Annotated in this window: 15 protein-coding genes and 1 pseudogene; 13 read left to right on the forward strand and 3 right to left on the reverse strand. The window is 65.6% G+C overall.

The features are described 5' to 3' along the window. The first annotated feature begins 109 nt into the window (after positions 1-109). The gene (locus OG963_RS24065; RefSeq protein ID WP_371799432.1) at positions 110-1,057 is read left to right on the forward strand and encodes a Ku protein; all 948 of its coding nucleotides are present in this window, start codon (positions 110-112) and stop codon (positions 1,055-1,057) included. Between the two features lie 633 nt (positions 1,058-1,690). Here the strand turns inward: OG963_RS24065 and OG963_RS24070 are convergent. Beyond that, positions 1,691-2,455, reverse strand: a complete 765-nt coding sequence (locus tag OG963_RS24070) for a hypothetical protein (RefSeq protein ID WP_093930943.1) — start codon at positions 2,453-2,455, stop codon at positions 1,691-1,693. Positions 2,456-2,573: 118 nt separating this feature from the next. Here OG963_RS24070 and OG963_RS24075 point away from each other — a divergent pair. From OG963_RS24075 to OG963_RS24090, 4 genes and pseudogenes are all read left to right on the forward strand, one after another. After that, positions 2,574-3,397: pseudogene (locus OG963_RS24075) on the forward strand (tyrosine-type recombinase/integrase); the annotation flags it as partial. Between the two features lie 799 nt (positions 3,398-4,196). After that, complete coding sequence (locus OG963_RS24080; protein ID WP_371799433.1) at positions 4,197-5,675, forward strand: reverse transcriptase domain-containing protein; 1,479 nt, start codon at positions 4,197-4,199, stop codon at positions 5,673-5,675. A gap of 13 nt (positions 5,676-5,688) precedes the next feature. Next, positions 5,689-6,168 (forward strand): hypothetical protein, encoded by a 480-nt coding sequence (locus OG963_RS24085; RefSeq protein ID WP_371799434.1) that lies wholly within the window; start codon positions 5,689-5,691, stop codon positions 6,166-6,168. A 301-nt stretch (positions 6,169-6,469) separates the two neighbouring features. After that, entirely contained in the window at positions 6,470-6,895 is a 426-nt protein-coding gene (locus OG963_RS24090) for a peptidoglycan-binding protein (RefSeq protein WP_371799435.1), read from the forward strand. Here the strand turns inward: OG963_RS24090 and OG963_RS24095 are convergent. Both OG963_RS24095 and OG963_RS24100 read right to left on the reverse strand, forming a co-directional pair. Further along, complete coding sequence (locus tag OG963_RS24095; protein WP_371799436.1) at positions 6,875-7,471, reverse strand: GNAT family N-acetyltransferase; 597 nt, start codon at positions 7,469-7,471, stop codon at positions 6,875-6,877. The two genes, OG963_RS24090 and OG963_RS24095, sit on opposite strands and share 21 nt — an antisense overlap. Further along, a complete protein-coding gene (locus tag OG963_RS24100; protein WP_371800319.1) occupies positions 7,468-8,241 on the reverse strand; it encodes a GntR family transcriptional regulator in 774 nt (257 codons plus the stop codon). The genes OG963_RS24095 and OG963_RS24100 overlap by 4 nt, the downstream gene beginning before the upstream one ends. 528 nt (positions 8,242-8,769) lie before the next feature. On the opposite strand from OG963_RS24100, the gene OG963_RS24105 reads away from it, so the two are divergent. The 8 genes from OG963_RS24105 (at position 8,770) to OG963_RS24140 (ending at position 15,001) form a co-directional block, all read left to right on the forward strand. Continuing rightward, a complete protein-coding gene (locus OG963_RS24105; RefSeq protein ID WP_371799437.1) occupies positions 8,770-9,078 on the forward strand; it encodes a hypothetical protein in 309 nt (102 codons plus the stop codon). Next, on the forward strand, positions 9,075-9,287 hold the full coding sequence (locus OG963_RS24110) for a hypothetical protein (RefSeq protein ID WP_371799438.1): 213 nt from the start codon (positions 9,075-9,077) through the stop codon (positions 9,285-9,287). The genes OG963_RS24105 and OG963_RS24110 overlap by 4 nt, the downstream gene beginning before the upstream one ends. Continuing rightward, the gene (locus OG963_RS24115; protein WP_371799439.1) at positions 9,277-10,155 is read left to right on the forward strand and encodes a hypothetical protein; all 879 of its coding nucleotides are present in this window, start codon (positions 9,277-9,279) and stop codon (positions 10,153-10,155) included. The genes OG963_RS24110 and OG963_RS24115 overlap by 11 nt, the downstream gene beginning before the upstream one ends. Continuing rightward, complete coding sequence (locus tag OG963_RS24120; protein WP_371799440.1) at positions 10,155-10,490, forward strand: RRQRL motif-containing zinc-binding protein; 336 nt, start codon at positions 10,155-10,157, stop codon at positions 10,488-10,490. Before OG963_RS24115 ends, OG963_RS24120 begins: the two co-directional genes overlap by 1 nt. Continuing rightward, positions 10,487-12,028, forward strand: a complete 1,542-nt coding sequence (locus tag OG963_RS24125; RefSeq protein ID WP_371799441.1) for a hypothetical protein — start codon at positions 10,487-10,489, stop codon at positions 12,026-12,028. The genes OG963_RS24120 and OG963_RS24125 overlap by 4 nt, the downstream gene beginning before the upstream one ends. A 2-nt stretch (positions 12,029-12,030) precedes the next feature. Continuing rightward, a complete protein-coding gene (locus OG963_RS24130) occupies positions 12,031-14,115 on the forward strand; it encodes a hypothetical protein (protein ID WP_371799442.1) in 2,085 nt (694 codons plus the stop codon). A gap of 212 nt (positions 14,116-14,327) precedes the next feature. Beyond that, positions 14,328-14,816, forward strand: a complete 489-nt coding sequence (locus OG963_RS24135; RefSeq protein WP_371799443.1) for a hypothetical protein — start codon at positions 14,328-14,330, stop codon at positions 14,814-14,816. 11 nt (positions 14,817-14,827) lie between these two features. Further along, positions 14,828-15,001 (forward strand): hypothetical protein, encoded by a 174-nt coding sequence (locus OG963_RS24140; protein WP_371799444.1) that lies wholly within the window; start codon positions 14,828-14,830, stop codon positions 14,999-15,001. Positions 15,002-15,073 lie beyond the last annotated feature (72 nt).

Here is a 15,073-nt window from a genome sequence, read left to right on the forward strand (position 1 = left end):
GCCAAGTCCGGCATGAGGATCGGTGTACGAGTGACGGTTCAGACGTCTCTGCCTGCTGTGGCCTGGACCGCCGCCCGACAGGCCGTATATGGGGTTCTGGGAGGTGCGTATGCCGTCGACGATCTGGAGCGGCGCTATCAGCTTTGGCCTGGTCACGATCCCCATCAGAGTGATCTCGGCTACCGAGGATCACTCGATCCACTTCCACCAGGTCCACCTGGAAGACATGGGACGGGTCCGCACCCGGAAGGTGTGCGAGATCAACGGCGAGGCCGTGCCGCAGGAGGACATCGGCAAGGGCTACGAGCTCACCAAGGAGCAGACCATCCCGGTCACCGACGACGAGCTCGACCAGATGCCGTTGCCTACGGCCAAGGCCATCGAGATCGCGGCGTTCGTGGACGCCGACACGATTGACCCGGTGCGGATCGGTGACAGCTATTACCTGGCAGCCGACGGGCAGGTAGCGGCGAAGCCGTACACCCTGCTGCGCAGGGCACTTGAGCGGTCCGACAAGGCTGCCATCGCGAAATTCGCCTGGCACAACCGCGAGCGCCTCGGCCTGCTCCGGGTACGGGACAACGTCATCGTCCTCCACGCCATGAGGTGGCCGGACGAGATCCGCGACCCGTCCGAGCTGGCCCCGAAGGAACCCGAACTGGACGAGAAAGAGATCGAGCAAGCGGTACAGCTCGCCGACAGCATGACCATCGACAACATCTCCGGCTTCCGTGACGCGTACCGGGACGCCCTGGAAGAGCTCATCGAGGCAAAGAGCGAGGGCAAGGAACCAGCCCAGCCAGCCGAGGGCGAAGCGCAGCAGCCGGCACAGGTCGTCGACCTGATGGCAGCCCTGAACGCGTCCGTGCAGAGGGCCAAGGAGTCCCGCGGCGAGACCGGCGAACACGCCACCGTCCACGAGATGAAACCCCGCAAGAAGATGGCCGCAAAGAAGACGGCCAAGAAGGCGCCCGCCAAAAGGTCGGCGGCCAAGAAGACCACGACGAAGAAGACGGCAGCGAAGAAGAGCGCCGGCCGAAAGCCCCGCAGCGCCTGACTACCCGAGCAACCCGAGCTCGCTGTCTGGCCGGCAGTGGATGCAGGCCGGATCCCGTCGGCGAGTGCGGCGAGGGCCTGTCCGCGGGTGATGGCCCGGTAGCGCTTCCCGGCGCGGCACGGCACCCGCCGACGTGAACCTCGATGGGCCGGGCGCCGACTCCGATGCTGAGCTCAACGATCCAGTCCGGGGTGAGCGGCCGTCGCTCCTGGCCCTGCTGCCGTTACTTCTCCCGCTGCTCGACCGTCGCGAGTCGATGCGCTCAACCCACATGGCGTGCCAGGTCCGCAGAGTGCGGAGGCGAGGCAGATCAGGTGGCATATAGGGCACACGTTCGATTGTGGTGTCGTAGGTGTGACCGTGCCCCCACCGCTCGGAGGGGGCATGGCCGCAATACGTTCGTCTTGGTCAATCGGGCGGCTCTGCGGCAGTGGGTGCCACCTCTGATCCGTAGGCGGGTGCGCCGTTGAGGCCGGCCGGCCTGCCGCGTGCAGAGCGGCACCGCCCGAAACGGCCGACAAATCATCAACAGGACAGCATGCGTCTGTCAGACGGAGGGTCAGGCCCCTCGGGCGGCGCCACCGACATCCTCACAGTCAGGCGCTGATACCAGGCCCGCCAGTACCGCGGACATCACTTCACCACGACGTTGTCCCCGGACGACGTCGACGGCCCGGTGGTGGTGTTGCCGTAGTACACCCAGCGCCACGTACCCGTCTTGGAGGCCTTCACGGTCGTCCTGAGATCACCCGAGCCGTTCGCGTACACCTTCTTCACCGTGGCGTAGGAGGCGGCGCCGGCAGGCTTGAACTGCAGGCTCACCAGGCGGCCTCCGTAGGAGGCGTACTTCCTCGTCTCCCAGTTGGCCCGCGTGACCTTTCCGGTCACGGTGATGGTCCTGTCCTTGGACACCGGTTCGGGCGAGGCGTTGACGGTCAGGCGGGAGTTGCGCTTGACGTGGACCGTCAGACCCTCGTCGTCGGTGTCACCACCGCCGCCCTCGAAGGACACCTCGGCCCCGACCTTCCAGGCCCCGGCCTCGCTGTTGCGCATGGACCATATGCTCGGGTCGAAGTACATCGTCTCGTTGATGTCGCAGACGCCCGAGCTCACCTTGATGCAGTCGCTCGTCTCGATGGCGTGCCACAGCCGATCACCCGCACCACCGCGGTACAGGAACACCGCCGGCCACTTCCACTTGTGAGTGGTCGCCATCCGGAAGGAGGTGGGCGCCGCCACCTCCTTCGACACCCCGATCACAATCGGCTTGCCGCCGTTCACCTGGACACGGGTGAACGAGACCCCACCCTCGGCCGCGCCGGCCGGCACTGCGGACACGGCCGTGAACACCGCCGCCGCACCACCGGCCACGACGACTCTCCAGACCTGCTTCCCCACCTGATCCCCAATCTCCGTACGGAAGGCACCAAACTCATCCCTCCAGCGCCTTACAGACAGCCGGCATCCACACGGGGTTGTACACCCGCGCATCACGATGGGGCATCAGACAATCCCCGCCGCTCCACAGGCGGTGACGCGCGGCCACGCCACGAAGAACGCTGCTGCACCGGCCAAGCCACCACGGATGGAAGAGGAGCAGACGGAGGTTGAGCCCTACTCCGTGGAAGAGCTGCAGCGTCTCCTGCTCGAAGTGCAGAAGCGCCGGAACAGTGCCCGCTGGATGTTGGCGCCGGCGCTCGGACTTCGGCGGGGCGAAACGCTCGGACTGCGATGGGTCGACGTGGACCTGGATAACGAGTACTCGAAGCTGCGCCGGAACCGGCTGAGGCCCAAGTACGAAAACGGCTGCGCGGATGCAGCGCCATGCAGCCGGAAGGCCGGGTACTGCCCCGATCGCGTTCAGGTACGGCGCGAGACAGAGAACACCAAGTCGCGTGCCGGCCGCCGGGCTGTCCCCCTGCCGGGTCCGCTGGTCCTGATGGTGCGGTCGCACAAGGAAGCCCAGGCCCGGGAGTGCGAAGCCGCCGGAAATCTGTGGACCGAGTCCGACTACGTCTTCACCAGGCTCACAGGTGGGCCGTTGTGCCCGAACACGGATTACCACGACTGGAAACGACTTCTCGAAGACGCTGCGGTCCAGGACGGCCGACTGCACGACGCCCGGCACACGGCCGGAACGGTCCTCATGTGCTGGGTGTCCCGGACCGGGTCATCGACCAGACCATGGGTTGGGAACCAGGCGGGGCCGCACGGATGCGGGCACGGTACCTCCACGTCCCCGACCATCTGTTGAAGGAGGTGGCCCGGAAGATCGGCACGGCGATCTGGGGAGCTCCACAAACAGCCCTTGTGGACAGAGACCAGGACAACGAGGGCTGAGACAACGTCAAGGGCCCCACCGCAAGCAGTGGGGCCCTTCGACGTATTGCCCGGTGAGAGCAATGGCGGAGGATACGAGATTCGAACTCGTGAGGGGTTGCCCCCAACACGCTTTCCAACTCTGCACGGCCGCGTTCATCCTGGTCCGTGCGCGTCCACTCGCCAGCTCACGGGCGGGCTTGCCGGGAAGATGAACGACCGCGTACGGCTGTGAACGAGACTACGGATGAGACTGTGCCGGCGGCCTCCCGGAAGTCTCGTGGCAATGTCTATCGCTTCTTGCGGATCTTGCGCTTCTTCGCCTTGGCTTCCTTCTCCTTGCGCTGTGCGACTCCGTAGGCCGACCAGGGTCCTTGGTGCTTCGCGCAACGAAGAGGTGCCGACTACTGCGAGGTTCCGGCAAGTTGTGCCAGCTTTGGTGCGTGCGCCGCACCTGGACTGAGATGCCACTCCATACCCCCTGCCGAGCCAAGAAACTTCAGCCCCAGGAGGCTTCCACGCAGTTCTCGTGTAGGGGGAGGCGTATGCGCGTCGCACGGAAGCACGCCCTGCGTAGCCACAGAGGGACGAGTCGGAAGCTTCAGCCGCCACGCTCAGGCGACAGACTGCCCGGGCTGCGGCGTGCCGACTCTCGACGCCGCACGGGGCCCGTCAGCGGCCCCAGACGCAGTGCTCAAGCTCCTAACCCATGGACGTGCGAATTTGGAGGACCCTCATTCCTCGGCGCTGAATGTTTGCGCGGGGCTCCGCATGAACGCACCCGTGCCTTATCATCTGGGTTGGGAGTGGGGGGAATTGCATGGACGATCTATCTTATCGGCTTTCTAATGCTCTGCACGGGATGACTTCTGGGCAAGAGTTCTCGGAAATTCCAGATATCGCCGCTTATGACGATATTGCTAGTCAGTGGAACAAGGGGTACCGGGAAGAGCGCGAACAATCCATTCGGGACGGCAATATTGGTCCGAGGCATATTGAAATCGTGGACTATCCGAAAAACGAGATAAGCGTGCGCCCGCTGGCCCGCTTCTCGGCGGCGGATAGACTTGTTTATGATGCCATGGTCTTCGAAATCGCCCCCGATCTGGATGACTTTAGACACAATTCTTCCTATGGCTATAGGTGGCACCATGCCTCCGGGCGCCCAATGTTTTGGCGTACCTCCTGGACTGAGATGAGGCGACGAGCTCAAGCAAAATTGATGTCTAATTGGCGCTATAACATGGCATCATTGGATGTCTCGTCTTTCTATGAGCACGTTGATATCGGGATCCTATCTGACGATCTCGGCATGATATCCAGGAATGAAGCGGCAGTCGATCGAATTTCCGCCTTCCTTAAGAGATTTCAAAGAATTAACCATGCCTGGGGTTTGCCGCAGGGGTCGGATGCGTCGGGCATATTGGCCAACGCGTACCTAGCACCCGTGGATGAATTTCTGCAGCGCAATGGGTTTCCTTTCTTCCGGTACTCGGACGATGTGATGATCTTCGATGAGGACTGGAATGCGCTAAGGGATGCGATTATTGAAATCAATAGGATACTTCGTTCTAAGCGGCTATCGATGTCAGCCCACAAAACAGGCATCCATGATTTCTTCGAGTCCTTTCGTGAGTTCTTGAACGCAGAGAAAGCGTCGATTGATCAAGCCGTTCGTGCCGGTGACCCTGAGGCCGCCCGAGACATGCGCGAATTCTTCGATAAGTTGATTACGGCGGATAAGATAATTGCCAGTGACCTGAAGTTTTCTCTGAACAGATTCAGGAACATGGCGGACGACTATGCGGTCGATTGGTGCCTAGACAACCTCCGGCTAGTTGCCTATGCCTCCAGGGAGATATTTGCCTACTTCGCAGTATGCGGGAGTAAGCACGCTGTAATCCAGCGCCGCCTGGAAGAATTTATGCACTCCTCTGAGAGCGCAAGCTATCCCTATGTAGAGCAAAGAGTGCTGCGGTACTTCGTGGGACTCGGAACTGAGAGTGAAAATATCAAGGGTGCCGCTTGGGGAATAATGGAGGACAGTAATCGAGAGGAATTTCCGAGAGAGTTTGCCGTTAGGTACCTAGGCAGCGTCGCTTCCGCTTCCGAGGCTCAGCTTCTAAGGCATAAGTTCGAAAGCGAAGCGAGCACCGTAATGCGCAGGGCCCTTCTGATGGCACTGTATGAAGCAGGGAAGCTATCTGTTAGGTACTTGGACGAGGTGAAAAACTCGTTGCCAGAGTTGCGTTGGACATGCAATTATCTTGGGGAAAATCCTAAAATTCCAACGTCTTAAGGGTGGGGTTGCCTTGAATGATGAGCAATTTGAAGCCATCAAAAACGAATTTGAACGGATACAAGAAAACTGCCTTTATAGTGCGCAGGCGTACTTCGAAGCGGCTAAGCGAGCTGAATTTTGGGGACGACTTATGGTCTTCATTCCTGCCTGTGTGTCAGCGCTTTCCGGATTTATGTCGGCCATGAATAAAGCTCCTACTTGGGGTGCCGTGTCCGCAGTAGCGGGGACCGTCGCTGCGACAGCCTCATTCCTTGGGGCCACCAAGAAAGCTGCCGATTTTCAGTCATCAGCGCGCTCCTATACTGCACTACGGCATAATGTCCATATGGAAATAGCCTTGCTGTCGACCGCTCGGGATTGGATTGATGCTCAATCTACGTTGCGCTCATTGAATTCGTCCTATGTACAGATCGTTTCTACCGACGTCCCGATGCCTAATCGGGCTTTCAACGTAGCGCGAAAGCGTATCCAGCAGGGGATGGCCTCATGAAGCGTCTGTGACCTGGACGTACGAGCCCGGCCAGGCCTCCATGCTGACCTCCTGGCCGCGGGTTGGCGGAACGCACCAGCGGCGATGACCTTTTCGTACCGAACGCCGTCACACAGGAAAGCGGCCTTGGATGTCAGCCATTTGGCCTTGACCGACGCGCAAGGTGAGGAGTTCGACGGCACCCGCCACATAGAATGAAGGTGTGTCGAGCCCGACAGCGTCAAGCAGTCGTCTTCGAGATGCAACCGGCTTGCGCGGAGCGCATGCTGAGGAGACGGCTCCCTCCTTGGAGGTGATGAGCATGCGACGTGCGTTCGCCGCCGCAGTAGCTCTAGCTCTCCCAATTGCCCTTGCAGGAGCGCCAGCTGTCGCGGCATCCGACGGCGCTTCTGCGACCGCCATAGTGGCCACCACTCAGGGCGCACACAAGTTGAAGCATCCAACAAACTTCGTGACTCAGGGGCCGGCCGACGTTTGCAACTACACCAAGCGTCGGCCGAGCCTCCATCAGGGGTCATCCGGGCGGACGGTCCAACAAGCCCAGTGCTACCTGAATCGGGCCATAGGCGCAGGCCTAGATGAGGACGGAGACTTTGGCCGGCTCACGGATTCCGCAACAAGGGACTTTCAGGAATGTGCCGAGATCGTCGTCGACGGGCGCATCGGAGCCCAAACTTGGTCGTTCCTCTCCTTCTGGGCCAATGCCTCAGGTGGCCCCTTCTGTTGATGGGGGCTGGTGTTCGTGACAACCAACGGCGAGCTGGCTGGTCAAGTCGTCAAAGTCGTGACATTCCGGGGCTGTTGCGCGCTGCGCCAGCCATCCGGAAACTCTGGGGCCGCCGTTCACGGCGCCGCCCTCCGTAACCGTGCGGACGTGTGTGAAGCCGTGACGTAGGTAGTAGTGCTGGAGCGGTTTGTTCGTCGTCCATGCGTCGAGCCGGAGCCATGTGGCGCCAGAGCGATAGGCTCGGTCAGCCGCCCAGTTGAGGAGCTGTCCGCCTAGATCCCGGCCGGCGTGGGTCCGAGCGACGGTGAGCTTGTTGACGAATATCGACCGCTCGACAAGCTCCTGATCTGTCCACAGCCCCGCTTCGGCTTCCGGGGTCAGCGTGATGGTGGCGGCTGTCACCTCCCCGTCGCGGACCATGTAGACGACGCCAGATTCAATTGTGGCGAGTAGCTTGTCGGCCGGGTACGGGCGACGCCACTGATCGGTCCCGAGGTCACTGAGCCAGGCTGCCGCTTCTTCCCTGAAGGTGAGCAGCCTGGCGAGATCGTCCGGCGTCGCTGTCTCGATGATCACTGTGGCTCGCTCTCCGGCCGGGCGGAAAGGTCACCGATCTCGTAATTCAGGCGGTTGAGGTCGCCCCGGAACGTGGTGATCGTGCATCGAACGGGCTTGTCCGCTGAATAGCCCGTGCGGGTCCAAAGCAGTACTGGCACCCCTGCGCCGATGTCCAGCAGTCGGGCCTCATCGGGGGTCGGCATACGGGCGGCGATCTCGTCGAAGTATCCGGCCTGCTCGATACCGATTCCGGCAAGGTAGCGAGTAGTCCCCTCTGCGACATCACCCGGCTCTGCGAGCCGGGGCGCGTCCTTTGCCACCCACTCGGGGTAGTACGTCGCCTGGGTGGACCACGGAACGTCGTCTACGAATCGGTGGCAGAACCTGAGCACCATCGTGGACCGGCTGTCGACCTTCAGCCGCTCCGCCACGTACTCGCTTGCCAGAGTCATTTCCACGCGGAACGTCTGGGTCGGTCGGCGGCCGGCTTTTGTGACATCCGTGCTGTAGGCGTCGCCGTTCTGCGGGAAGGTCAGGTTCTCGAAGCGGGAGGCGTTCAACTTGAAGACATCGTGCTTGCGGACCTCGTAGCCGAGTCCCTGACTTGAGGAGATCAACCCCTCGCTGACCAGCATGTTGAGGCCGGAGCGGACCGTGTTTCGGGATGCCTCGAAGCGGCTGGAGAGTTCGCTTTCAGAGGGCAGGCGAGTGCCCGGAGGATAGACGCCCCCGTCGATCTCGCGACGGAGCACGTCGGCCACCTGCCGGTACTTCGGCTGCTTGTTCATGGCCCCATCATGACGCACTCGCTCAACTTGTTGGTACATGTAGGCCTCAATCCCTTGACGACTCACTGTCTGTGGGTGCAGCATCACTGCACAGCTTGTACCAACAAGTTGAGCAAGCGGTGCAACACCTTTAAGTGTGCCCGCTTGTGGCGACATCCCCGCCTGGGAGGACTCGCCACTGCACGGCACAGGAGCCCCGCATGGGACGGGGGGAGGGCACCGGATCCCTTGGCAACCGGATGGCACGAGACCGAAAGGTCATGTCTCTGCCTGCAACGGGCTAGCGGCTCTTCCTTGAAACGGGAGTCGCCCCCGAAGGAGACGCGCACATGTTCGACCAACCCCGGAGCGCTTCGGCGCTGCGGCCGGTTGCCTCCTCTGCCCGTCCGACCACTGGTCGTACGGGCGGGGCTGAGGGGAGCCGGAGAACGTCTTTCCTGCTTCATCCCGTAGACGGCGTGCGGCCCCGGTGCTCGAACACCGGGGCCGCTGTTTGGGCCGTCCCACCGCTGAAGGAGACAACGACCCATGAAGACCATCGTTGCTGGTCGTGAGCCTGTTACCCCCACTGAGTTCGCTGAGCTGGCTCTAGGGATCGATCTGGAGCTGTTTACCGGTTCGGCCGCGGAGTCCGCGATGGAGCGGGCCGCCCGGCTGGACGTGGCGCACGAGGTGCTGGCGGAGCTCCGCGAGAGCGACCCGGAGACCGCCGCGTACGCGGAGAGCCTGCTGCGGACCCTCCCGCTGAAGCAGCCGCGCCCGTCCGGCCGGCGCCCGCGCCGTGCGGTCCGCCGCCCGGCAAAGGGCTGCACCGCTCGAACGGCGGTCGCCGCATGAACGCCCCGCTGTCCGGCCTGTGGGCGTGGTGGCTGCGCCATGGCGGGGCCCTGCTGGTCGCGGCGTGCGTCCTGTCGTGGCTGCTCCCGTTACCGCCGTGGGCCCGGTTCCTGTGGAACCTGCTCGTGGTGGCCGGCTGCTTCCACCTGATGGCCCTGCACCGGGCACACCGCAACCGCGGTGGGGACGGGGGCCGTGATGAGGCGTAAGACGAGCGCGGCCGAACAGATCGCCGCGCTACAGGGTCTGCAATCGGGCCTGACGAAGGTGCTCGTGGCGGTCGCGGTGGTCGCGCTCGCGTTCACCGCGACGAACGTGACGCTGTTCGCGATCGACCACCACATCAGCGTCTGGATCGCCTGGCTGCTCGACCCCATGGTCGCGGTCGCTCTCGGTGCGGTCCTGATCGTGGACGGCCGACTGTCGGAGCACGGGGTGCACCCGTCCGGATGGGCCACCGGACTCCGGTGGTTCGCGGGGCTGGGCACGTGGCTGATGAACTGCTGGGCCTCTCTCTGGCCCGCGGGCACCGCCTTTGGCGTCCCGCGGGAAGTGGACCCGGCCGGTCTCGTCCTCCACTCGATTCCACCGGTCCTGTTGATCGTTCTCGCGGAGGCGATCACGTTCTACCGGCGCGCGATCCTTGATCGAATCGCCGTGCTGCGCGATCAAGTGGACACCGTGGTGGAACGGGTGGAAGCCCCGCCCGTCCACCCCGCTTCCACCCCGGCATCCACCCCGCCCGCCGTCACCGCCCCGGCTGCACCGGCGGTGGCCGGGCGGACGGTGTCGCCGCTGGTCATCTGCGGTGGACACCGGGTGTTCCCCCTCACCGTTCCCCCCACTTCCACCCAAGGTGGAGGGACCGCCCGGGAGGCGGTGAAGCTGCCCGCCGATGAGGCTGCCCGGATCATCCGGGAGTGCTGGGTGGAAGGCGTCACCATCCCTGCCGCGGCGGTCCGTTCCACCCGTTCCACCTCCTACGTCCACAAGGTCTACAAGCAGCTCGAAGAGGACGGCGTGACCCGCCGCCCGCACCTCGTTCCGGTACCGCAGACCACGGGGGCGGCGCTCTGATGGCCACCGAGGAGTACCGGTGGCGGATGGCTCCGGAGGGTCTAGCGACCCGTCGGCAGCTTCGCGCGATGGGGCTTCGGCCCGGCGGACAGGACGTGGCCGCGGAACTCCAGCGGCCCCGGCGGCGTCGCGGCCCGCTGGTCGCCTACCTCTACCGCATCGACCACGCCAAGCCCGTACGCCCGATGACCCCGGCCCGTACTGCTGCGCTCGCGAAGGCGATGCGGGCTCGCCGGACCTGCCCTAACTGCCGTACGGACGCCGGGTACTGCATCCCGCGGTCGCTCGGCATGTGCGTCACCTGCGATGACATCCGAAGGGAGCGTTCAGCATGACGGAACTCAGCACCGAACCGCTGGTGACCGACAACCAGCCCGCACCGACCACACTGCCCCAGACTGACCCCGCAACTGCGCCGACCGAGGTCACCGTGGAGCACACGGCGGGCGGTTGGCCCGTGGTCCCGATCGCGATGACCGGCGCCAACTCCACCGTCACGGCGCTCGCCGCAGCTGCTCTCGCCGGCGGACCCATCGCCGCCGCAGTCGCCGCGACCGGCGCATGCGTCCTCGGTGTCGCCGCCGCAACCCGCAACCACCGGGCCCACCGCAAGCACGCCACCAGCCGCACCAACCGCACCGCAAACCCCCACGGCGCCGGTCGGACAGGCCGCACAGCGGGCGGTGTGCGCGGCGCATTCTCCCGCGGAAATAGCGGACGATCCGCGAAGCACGCAGGTCGCAGCACCTCACGCACCGGTTCCACCCCAGGCGTGCCGCACCAGCGCAAGACCACCAGCAATCGGGCAGGAAAGGCCGCCAGTCCCGTCTCCGAGAAGCCCACCCGACAGCACGGCCCGGCGCGTGCAGGACAGGTCAAAGCGCTTCGGGCGTCGGCACGTCAGGCGGCCCCGTCACGGGCGGCACGAAGGGCCGAGACGACCGGGTCGCGGCGTGCCCTGGCGGATGCCCGCCGAGGTGCCAAGACAGCAGCAAGGTCGGCATCCATGGCCCGTAAGGGGCCGATCGGCCGGTCCGTTGGCAAGGCCGCGGGCCGGGTCGGTGCGGCCAAGGGTGCGGTGATCGACCGCAACCGGTCCGCCCGGGATCAGCGGGCCGCTGGCAAGGTCGCCGCCCAGCGGGGCGACGTCCGCAAGGCACCCGCCCGGAAGAAGGCCCGCAAGGCCCTGTGGCGGTCGGCCGCCCGGTTCCAGGGCCGTCGACTGCGCGCCGCCCTGCTTGCCGGGGCGTTGGGGCTGGTCGGCATGCTCACCACCCCGCTCGGTCGGAAGTTCGGCTGGGCCTGGCTGATGTGTCCGGGCCGCCGTCTCTACGCCCGGATGACCCGTACCGCCGAGGAGCAGCGCCACCTGCGGGATGACGCGATACGCGCCGCCCTGCAGGACGACGAAGCCGCCGCCGACCAGGAGGCGACCGAGAGCACCGAGCAGATCAGCGGCACGGCGGAACGCCCGACTGGGCCGACGCCGGCGGCACCTACCACCACGAGCAGTAGTGAGGGAGAGAGCGTGTCTGGTTTCCGGTTCGAGGAGTACGCGGCGGAGATGGAATCCGCCGCTGGGCAGTACGACCCCGAGAACGCCATGGAGATCCTGGCCATGGTCGAGGGGCTCCCGGCGGCACTGACGTCGGTGGCGAACGTGATGAAGGTCCTCGCCGAGCGGGCCGACAGCGAGTTCCCGCTGGAGAAGGACGTCGCGGACGGCTTCAACGACATCTTCGGCGCCGTGATGAGCGCCGTGGCGGTCGCCGAGGACATGGGGCCGCTGTTCCGCCAGTCCCACGAGCAGGACATCGCCCGCCACGAGGACCCGCGCAACGGGCCCGAGGCCGAGAAGGGATGGAACGTCTGATCATGACCACCAACACCGCCTCCACGGGGCCGGTGTGGGACTGGGCTGCCGGTCACGGACCCGTGACCGGCGCTCTGTCCGCCACCACCGGATGCCTTGCCGTTGCCACCACCGGAGCAGCCACCGGCATGCCCCCCGGCTGGGCCCTCGCCGTCGGCGCCGCCGGCGCCATCGGCCACACCATCAGCAGCCTGCGCGAACGACTGTCTGGCAGGACCATCGTCATGCGGTCCGCTTCCTGGCTGATCGGGGCCGGGTGGACCACCTGGGCCATGACCACCGGGCCCCTGACCTGGGCCGCCCTCGGCTCCCTGGCCACGATTGGTGTGGGCATGGGTGCGGCGGCCCGCTCCACCCTCCTGTACGAAGAGGCCCGGGAGTTGGAGGCCATCGCCGCCGCTGAGCGGCAGGTCGCCCGGGAACTGTCCGCCGAGCGGCGTGCGATCGCTGCGGAGTGGGTGGACCGGGTGCAGCGGGTCTGCGGTCTCACGCTGCGGGTCCTCGCGGTGGAGATCTGGCCCACCGGGACAGGCTTCACGGTTGATGCCGAACTCCCGGCTGGCGGCGCCACGTACGACAAGATCGCGGGCTACTCCGCGCAGCTGTCCGCGGATGCGCGTCTGCCGCACGGCTGCACCGCGGTTGCCTCGCAGGGCATCCATCAGGGCCGCGTCCTGATCGACGTGACCACGGTCAACGTCCTCTCGGAGGAGCGCACCTACCCGTCCGACTACAGTCCGCTGTCGATCTACACCGGTATCCCGTGGGGCTACCGCACCAACGCCGAAGAGATCTGCGTCTACCTGCGCGAACAGTGCGCGCTGGTCGTCGGCCCCACCGGTTCCGGCAAGACCAACATGGTGCACGTCATCCTCGCTGGGTTCGCCCGCACCACCGACGTTCTGACGTGGGTCATCGACCTCAACGCGGGATCGGCTGGCCTGTCCTGGGTCCGCCCCGCGCTCGACGCGAACGGGGCGCCGGTCGACGGGGTCCGGCCGGGCATCGACTGGCTCGCCTCGACGTACGAGGAAGCCGTGCTGATGCTCGATGCGGCACTGGCGATCGGTCTGCGCCGCAAGGTCGCCTATCAGGACCTGATGGCCGAGCGGAACACCGACCAGCTCCCCATCAGCGCGAAGATCCCGCAGATCATGCTGGTGATCGACGAGGGTGCGGAGATCCTGACTAGCACCGACCGGCGCATGAAGGACCTCGCGAAGAAGATCCTCGAAGTGATCCGGATGCTGCGCGCCATGGGCATCCGCACGGTCCTGACCGCGCTCGGTGCCACCGGATCCGTCCTCGGCAACCTGATGATCCGCCGGGAGGCCAAGGCGCGGGTCTGCCTGACCGGCGGCGAGGTGGAGGGCATGGACCTGGGCAAGGTCTTCCCCGGCTCCCGAGGGCTCAAGGTGGACCAGGCCCCGTTCAAGGGCGCCGGGTTCATGGGCACCCCGGAGTCCCCGGCGGCGCTGTTCAAGAACTGGCGGATCCTGCCCAACCAGATCCGCGACATCGTCCTCGCCACTTCCGACATGCACCCGCACCTGGACGACGTCTCCCGCAAGGCCGCGGGCGACGCCTACGCCTCGCGGTGGGATCCGGACCGCACGGCCTGGATGCGGGACACCACCCACACCCCGGCCACCGACGCCCCGGCGCAGACGGCCGGCAGCACCGGCGGGCTGAACCTGTCCGCGCTCCGGGGCGATCGGGAGTCCGCTGAGGAAGCGCTCGCCCGGAAGTTCCGCGAGCAGATCGACGCCGAGTTCGCCACCTTCGCCGACCCCGGGACAAACACCGAACACCCCACGGCGGGCGGGCTGAACCTGTCCGCGCTCCAGAACGAGGACAACGCCGCACGACAGGCCGCCCTCTCCCTACTGCTCGCCGCCGGACCGGACGGAACCGGCGCCTCAGCCATCGCCCGGGCCCTCGCCGACGAACACGGCACCACCCGGCAAACCGTCGTCGGCTGGCTCAAGACATGGACCGAGGACGGCACTGCCGTCCGCGTCGGCACCGGCACCAAAGCCCGCTACGTCCACCGCCAACACGCACCCGACAACCCCACCGAGGACTGAGTGCCAGTCGCTTGTCGCCATCGGCACGAGAAGGGCCCTGGGCGCCTCTGCGCGGGCCGAAAACGGCTTGTGACCTGCAAGGCGACAAGCGACAAGACAAGACAAGCGACAAGGCACACGACAAGCCAAACGACAAGCGACACGACAAGTCAGCGCGGGTGGCACCCCTTCCCAACCGGGGGCGCCGCCCGCGCTGCTGAAGGAGGCCCGTCGTGCATGAGACCACGTACGAGATCACCACCCAGCCACGTCCGGCCGACTATCCCGCCTACCTCCCCGCCCCCGAGGGGCGGGTGATGCTGCCCTCGGAGATCCCGCCCGGCGTCCAGATGGTCACCCTGCCCGGCGGGATACGGACCCTCGCCTACACCCAGCCCACCGCGCCGGCCGCACCGCTGGCGCCCGTCTCGCAGCCGATCCCGGCATGGGCCAAGACCACCGCTCTGCTGACGCCGACGATCGGTGGGGGCATCGCCGCCGCGGGAATCGGACTCTCCTACGCAGCCCCGGGACTGATCGCCATGAGCCAAGCCCTCTGGTCCGCCGTCGCCTTCATCGCCGCCGCGGCCATCGGCGTTCCTCTCCTGCTTCGCCTCGGACGTGGCGCGACCGGCACCGGCACGGGGACCACGCACATCACGCAGAACATCACCGCGAGCGGGATGTTCGGACGGGCCAACGGCACCATCAACCACCGCTAACGGGTGGGGCCATGCCGCTGCTCGACTGGCGGGACGCCCGTCACTTCGACGCCTCCCGGAACCTGCCGTGCGTGCTCTGCGGCAAACCGACACCTATGCGCTCCCACGATCGCGAGCCGGTCCACAAGGTGTGCGCCGAGGACTGGTGCGACCAGAACCCCAACTCCAACCGCTTCCACAGCTGACGAGGGCGGCCCCCGTCTCACGCCAATGATCTGGGGCCGCCCTCTCTCCCAGCACCTCTCACAGAGAACTGG

Origin of the sequence: Streptomyces sp. NBC_01707 (assembly GCF_041438805.1) — a bacterium.
Lineage (GTDB): Bacteria > Actinomycetota > Actinomycetes > Streptomycetales > Streptomycetaceae > Streptomyces.